Source organism: Pantoea sp. ACRSB (assembly GCF_022346905.1).
In the GTDB taxonomy this organism is placed as follows: domain Bacteria; phylum Pseudomonadota; class Gammaproteobacteria; order Enterobacterales; family Enterobacteriaceae; genus Pantoea; species Pantoea piersonii.
The window spans coordinates 1-4860 of sequence record NZ_JAKRNL010000024.1 but is presented as its reverse complement, the minus strand read 5'-3'; the positions used below and the strand labels follow the sequence as shown (position 1 = coordinate 4860).

Sequence of the window (4860 nt, the reverse complement as noted above, 5' to 3'; positions counted from 1 at the left end):
AAACCCGCCATCTTTCGTAGCGGGCTGAACAACAAATCATGTCCATAATCTACTGCATCGTGCCGAAACCAGCAGGGATCAGCACCCTTTTAGCCTGGAAAGAAAATCACCGTTGCGCAAGTACTCATATTTAACATAAGAGTTCTTGGGCGCACCCCTGCAGAGCCCCTCAGCGCATTTCTGCCGCGTCCGGGCCGTTTCCGGCACCTTTCCCTGTCCATATCGTGAAAAAACGCGCCTGATGATTTCTGCGCGCCTGCATGGCTATGCACGGAAGTGAATGGCGGCCGGTTTCGGGCGAATGCTGGCACTAAAGGCGAATTTTGAACAAAAAAAACGGACATCGAGGGTCAGGATGTCCGACAAAATTTGCACAAACAGTCAGCCGGTACCGATCAGAGAGCCGGCAAATAAGTATGACAGTAAAAAGTGGTTATCAACTGCTCCCGCGCTGCTGATTGCGCAGTTTTAGGGCTTTAGCCAGTGCAGGCAGGCCCGGCCGGAATCAGGAAAAAGAAGGCAGCCTTTAATCCACTCTATTTTTGTACCATTATCCTAGGGTAGGTCCGTTATAGGTTTTCTGTCGCTGTACCCGCTCCGCTTCCAGCGTTTTCTGGTGCTGTAGCTCCCGCTCCTGCTGCTGACGCAGCTCGACGGCATTCAGCCGTTCGACAACCGGCGCAGCTGCTCGCTCAAACTCTGCACCTGCCTGCTCAAGCCCGTGACGCGCTCGCTCAGCGCCGCGTTCTCCCGTTGCATAAGACCAGACATCGTCCGCCATTCCGCGAAGGCGTTCTCCCACTCGTCCAGCCTTTTCGAGTAGTCCTGCTGTAGCTGCTCTAATGCGCTCAGCAACTGTTTTTCCAGCTCCGTCATGCTGCTCTACTCCTGCACCAGTCTGATGCCGTTCTTCCTGCCGTTGTCGAACGTCCAGTTCGTGTCCGCTTTCACGCCTTCCGGCAGCACCAGAAAGCGCCCCTGGCTGTCTTCCTGGTAACTCACGCCCCACGTTCTCGCGTTCAGCTTCTCCAGCGCGTCCTTCTGCTCCCGGATGCTCACGTAATTGTCGAGTATCTGCTGCCCCTGCCACCACAGAATGCCCGCGCTCGAGGCTATCAGCAGCGCGGAGACCAGGACGATGGTCAGCCACGTCTGGCTGACCATACGCACCATGCCTTTCGTGCGCTGCCTCATGGCTGAGGACAGCTTCCGGTCGTGGTCGAGGATGGCGGCGCTGATTCTCTTCTCGCTTTCGCTCAGTTCCGCTCTGACAGACTTCTCGTGCTCGCTGAATGCGGCTTTCAGCATCTCGCCGGTAGTCTGCTGCTGCGCTTTCGATTTCTGCTCTAAGTCCTTCGCCAGCGTTAAAAGACTGTTCATAGATGGCTCCCCTGAGTCGGATGTTTCGCCCCCCGTCCGGGTCGGCAATGCTGATGCTGCTTTTCGTGGTGCGCACCACCTCGAAACCTGCGCTTTCCAGCGCCTCAGTGACGTCCTGGCGCGTTTTCAGCTCCCCGGATGAGGCAAGGGCAAGCAGGCCGCGCGTAATCGCCTGGGCGGCTTCCTGCTTCGCTTCCGGCAGCGCAGACGGCGTGACAAGCGCCCGCCGGTTCTCCGGCGCATTCGGGTCGTGTATTCCCAGACTGCCGTTCACTATGGTCTGCCAGGCATCGATGCGCGGACGATCGGCGCGGTCGTAATACGGCTGGAGCCGTTTGCCGGTCAGCAGCTCCGTGTTAGGGATGATGAAGTTCAGCTCCAGCCGCCCCTTGTCCTGGTGCTCAACCCACAGCACGCTGTACTGATCTTTGTCGAGCCCGGGCATCAGAACCCGCTCGAAGCTCGCCATCAGTTTTTCACGCTGGCCGGGCGGCAAATCCTGTTCCGCAAAGGACAGGACGCCGGAGGTGTACTTTTTGGCGTAGGGCGAGGCGTCAATAAGCTCCCGGACTTCCTCCGGCTTCCCCTGCAGAACGCTGGCGCCGTCGCGCTGCCGGTCTTTACCCAGCAGATAATCCACCGGACCGGCGCCGCCGCCGCGCCCTCTGGGATGAAACTTAACGATCATCGTCTGCCCCCTTTTCCAGCACTGCCTGGCGAAGCCGTTCGAGTCCGGCATCGATGGCCATCAGTGCGGCGACCACCTGTACGCGGTCGTGCCCGCTACCGCCACCGGCGTTAACCTGCCTGGCAATCTGATTGAGGTTGTTACCCATGCCGGCAAGCTGCCGAAGCAGCGCCGGCGAGATCGAGGGAAGTTTGCCGGCGCGAGCGGGCTTTTCGTCCAGACACGTCTGCCGCATCCAGGCTGCGAGCTGCTTACCGTCGCAGCGCTCCAGCAAGCGCCGGTGCTCGTCTTCCGTTACCCACATCGTGAGCATTTTGCTGCGTTTGTCTGCCAATCCGTCCTCCTGATAACGCCGGGACGGGCGGGAAATTCTTTCCCGAACGGCGTGGTGTTGGACAAGCCGCAGGCGCGTCAGTGGCTTTTAGCGGGTTTCGGGGCGCAGCCCTGAACCAGTCACGCAGCGCTAGCGGAGTGTATACTGGCTAAATATGTTACGGCGGAGTGGTAATTTATGAAAGTGCTTCAATGTGGCAGGAGAAAATGTGGTTGCGTGGCGTAAGTGCAACATGTCGGTGAAGGCGAAATGACGCCTCCTCGCTCACTCGGTCGCTACGCTCCCGCCGTGAGACTGCGGCGGGCGTTACCGGCTCACAGATAACGGGGCAAGCAAGCTGCCATCAAATTAAAAAGGGCCGGAAAAAGGATGCGGCGTTGCCGTTTTTTCATAGGCTCCGCCCCCCTGGCGGAATTCATAAACAGACACTTTTTCGGTGCATCTGTGGGAGCCTGAGCTCAACCATGAATCCGACAGCGGTGACGAAACCCGACAGGACTTAAAGATCCCCACCGTTTCCGATGGGTCGCTCCCTCGTGCGCTCTCCTGTTCCTGCCATTCGGTGTACCGGTGTCATTCCGCTGTTATGGCCGCGTTTGTCTCATTCCACGCCTGACACTCAGTTCCGGGTAGGCAGTTCGCTCCAAGCTGGACTGTATGCACGAACCCCCCGTTCAGTCCGACCGCTGCGCCTTGTCCGGTAACTATCGTCTTGAGTCCAACCCGGAAAGACACGACTAATCGCCATTGGCAACGGCCACTGGTAAACAGGATGTGCGAGAGATGTATTGAGAGTTCTTGAAGTGGTGGCCAAACTAGGGCTACACTGGAAGGACGGATTTGGTGACATGTCTCGCACAAGACTGTTACCACGGTTAGATAATCTGCCAGGATTAAATAACCTTCGAAAAACCACCTGCCAGGGTGGTTTTTTCGTTTCTAGGCAATGAGATTACGCTTCCGATCTGCTTATAGTCAAGTTCATAAAAAAAGTCGCTATAGCGACTTTTTTTATGAACTTGGCCGTTTGTTAAGCAAGCGGAACCAAAGTCTCAAGTTCTTTCTCTATAGATTTTCTGCTCTTAGCTAAGCTATGTTGCGCCTGCATAGCAATCCATGATTCAGGGCTTCTGCCTAAAACCTTAGATAACCGGAGAGCCATTTCGACACTCAGGTCAGTTTTACCATTAATTACTCTGCTTAAAGTAGATGGCGACACGTGCAAGCGATCAGCTAAGTCTACGGCAGATATATCAAATGGCTCCATGTACATCTCGCGAATGAAATCGCCAGGATGAACCGGTTCAAAGAGATTTATCATACCTTCCTCTTAAGCCTTAAAAAAATTTAACCCAAATTTATTTTACAAACCGCATTGCGCATTGCGCAACATGCAATCTAATGACTTGACACAATTTTCACACATCAATAAGATGGTGAGTGCTTTAGGTTCGTCTTGGGTTGTTGGGGCTCTTGATGTGAAATTCAAGGCCGGTGAATTATACGTTCATCAGCAACAAAGTCAATTTGTACATCGACTGACGTTGTCAAGTAACCCTACGACAATATTGCGCATCACGCAAGATTCATTTAATCGGAGATTAACGAATGAGATTACCTCTACATCATCGTCTACGACGTAGTAAAACTTTAGGGAAGGAACAAAATGATAAAAAGCATCAAGCATAAACGACTAAAAAAGTTCGCTGAAACTGGAAGCATGGCAGGACTACCTGCTCAATTTGAAAGCCGGTTGAAGATGATTTTGACTGCACTACATACGGCTACAAACTTACAGGACATGATGGACATTCCTGCGCTTCGTTGCCATCCATTAAAGGGTGACCGCGCTGGAGAGTATGCCGTTGAGGTTAACGGCAACTGGCGAGTAACTTTTAAGATCGACGAACCTAATACGTTCGATGTAGATCTTGAAGACTACCACTAACTGATAAGTGGGAATCTAAGGCATTCATGTGAAAGATGAATTGCCTTAGATTCCTATACATAAAAAATATAGGATAAAAAATATGGCTCTCTATGGCGAAGGAAGCAATGTTAACCCTTCAAATCAACCTGAAAGGTATTCAAAAATAAGGAAAATTGGCGAAGATCCATCGCCAATTGGAGCTGGTATTTATCAGTGCCAAACTTGCAACTATGAAGACGTAGTTAACCGCGAATGCAAAGGCTTGCCACCATGTTCCAACTGCAAGAAAAAAGGACATTCTAACGATTGGAAGCTGCTCGTCAGAGCCCAAGATTAAAGTTGAAGGCCATCTATAGATGGCCTTTTCTTTGGCTAAAACCGCCATGCGATCTTATTGAACATAACATCCCTGTTACGCCCTTCCTCACAGCAATCTCAAATCGCGCCCTGCAGCTCCCGTTCCGCTGAAAAATGATGCGTAAGATCACTGAACACTTTCCTTATGCGGCCGACAATATTCCGGTACAG

General features: G+C 52.9%; 6 protein-coding genes and 1 pseudogene. 2 read left to right on the top strand and 5 right to left on the bottom strand.

Annotated elements, in window-relative coordinates; genetic code table 11:
- Window positions 1-660 precede the first annotated feature (660 nt).
- The 4 genes and pseudogenes from MHZ89_RS22520 to MHZ89_RS22505 form a co-directional block, all read right to left on the bottom strand.
- Window positions 661-876 carry an MbeD family mobilization/exclusion protein gene (locus tag MHZ89_RS22520; protein WP_063617430.1) on the bottom strand — a complete coding sequence of 72 codons (216 nt, stop codon included), beginning with the start codon at window positions 874-876 and terminating at the stop codon, window positions 661-663.
- Between the two features lie 6 nt (window positions 877-882).
- Complete coding sequence (locus MHZ89_RS22515) at window positions 883-1380, bottom strand: MbeB family mobilization protein (RefSeq protein ID WP_063617431.1); 498 nt, start codon at window positions 1378-1380, stop codon at window positions 883-885.
- A gap of 370 nt (window positions 1381-1750) precedes the next feature.
- Window positions 1751-2068: pseudogene (locus tag MHZ89_RS22740) on the bottom strand (nuclease); the annotation flags it as partial.
- Window positions 2058-2381 (bottom strand): MobC family plasmid mobilization relaxosome protein, encoded by a 324-nt coding sequence (locus tag MHZ89_RS22505; RefSeq protein ID WP_179133778.1) that lies wholly within the window; start codon window positions 2379-2381, stop codon window positions 2058-2060. The gene MHZ89_RS22505 and the pseudogene MHZ89_RS22740, both read right to left, overlap by 11 nt.
- A gap of 678 nt (window positions 2382-3059) precedes the next feature.
- Between MHZ89_RS22505 and MHZ89_RS22500 the strand changes: the two genes are divergently transcribed.
- Entirely contained in the window at window positions 3060-3143 is an 84-nt protein-coding gene (locus MHZ89_RS22500; protein WP_058655973.1) for a hypothetical protein, read from the top strand.
- A gap of 289 nt (window positions 3144-3432) precedes the next feature.
- Here the strand turns inward: MHZ89_RS22500 and MHZ89_RS22495 are convergent, their stop codons facing one another.
- Window positions 3433-3723 (bottom strand): HigA family addiction module antitoxin, encoded by a 291-nt coding sequence (locus tag MHZ89_RS22495; protein ID WP_202816127.1) that lies wholly within the window; start codon window positions 3721-3723, stop codon window positions 3433-3435.
- 345 nt (window positions 3724-4068) lie between these two features.
- Between MHZ89_RS22495 and MHZ89_RS22490 the strand changes: the two genes are divergently transcribed.
- Window positions 4069-4350 (top strand): type II toxin-antitoxin system RelE/ParE family toxin, encoded by a 282-nt coding sequence (locus MHZ89_RS22490; protein ID WP_063617434.1) that lies wholly within the window; start codon window positions 4069-4071, stop codon window positions 4348-4350.
- Window positions 4351-4860 lie beyond the last annotated feature (510 nt).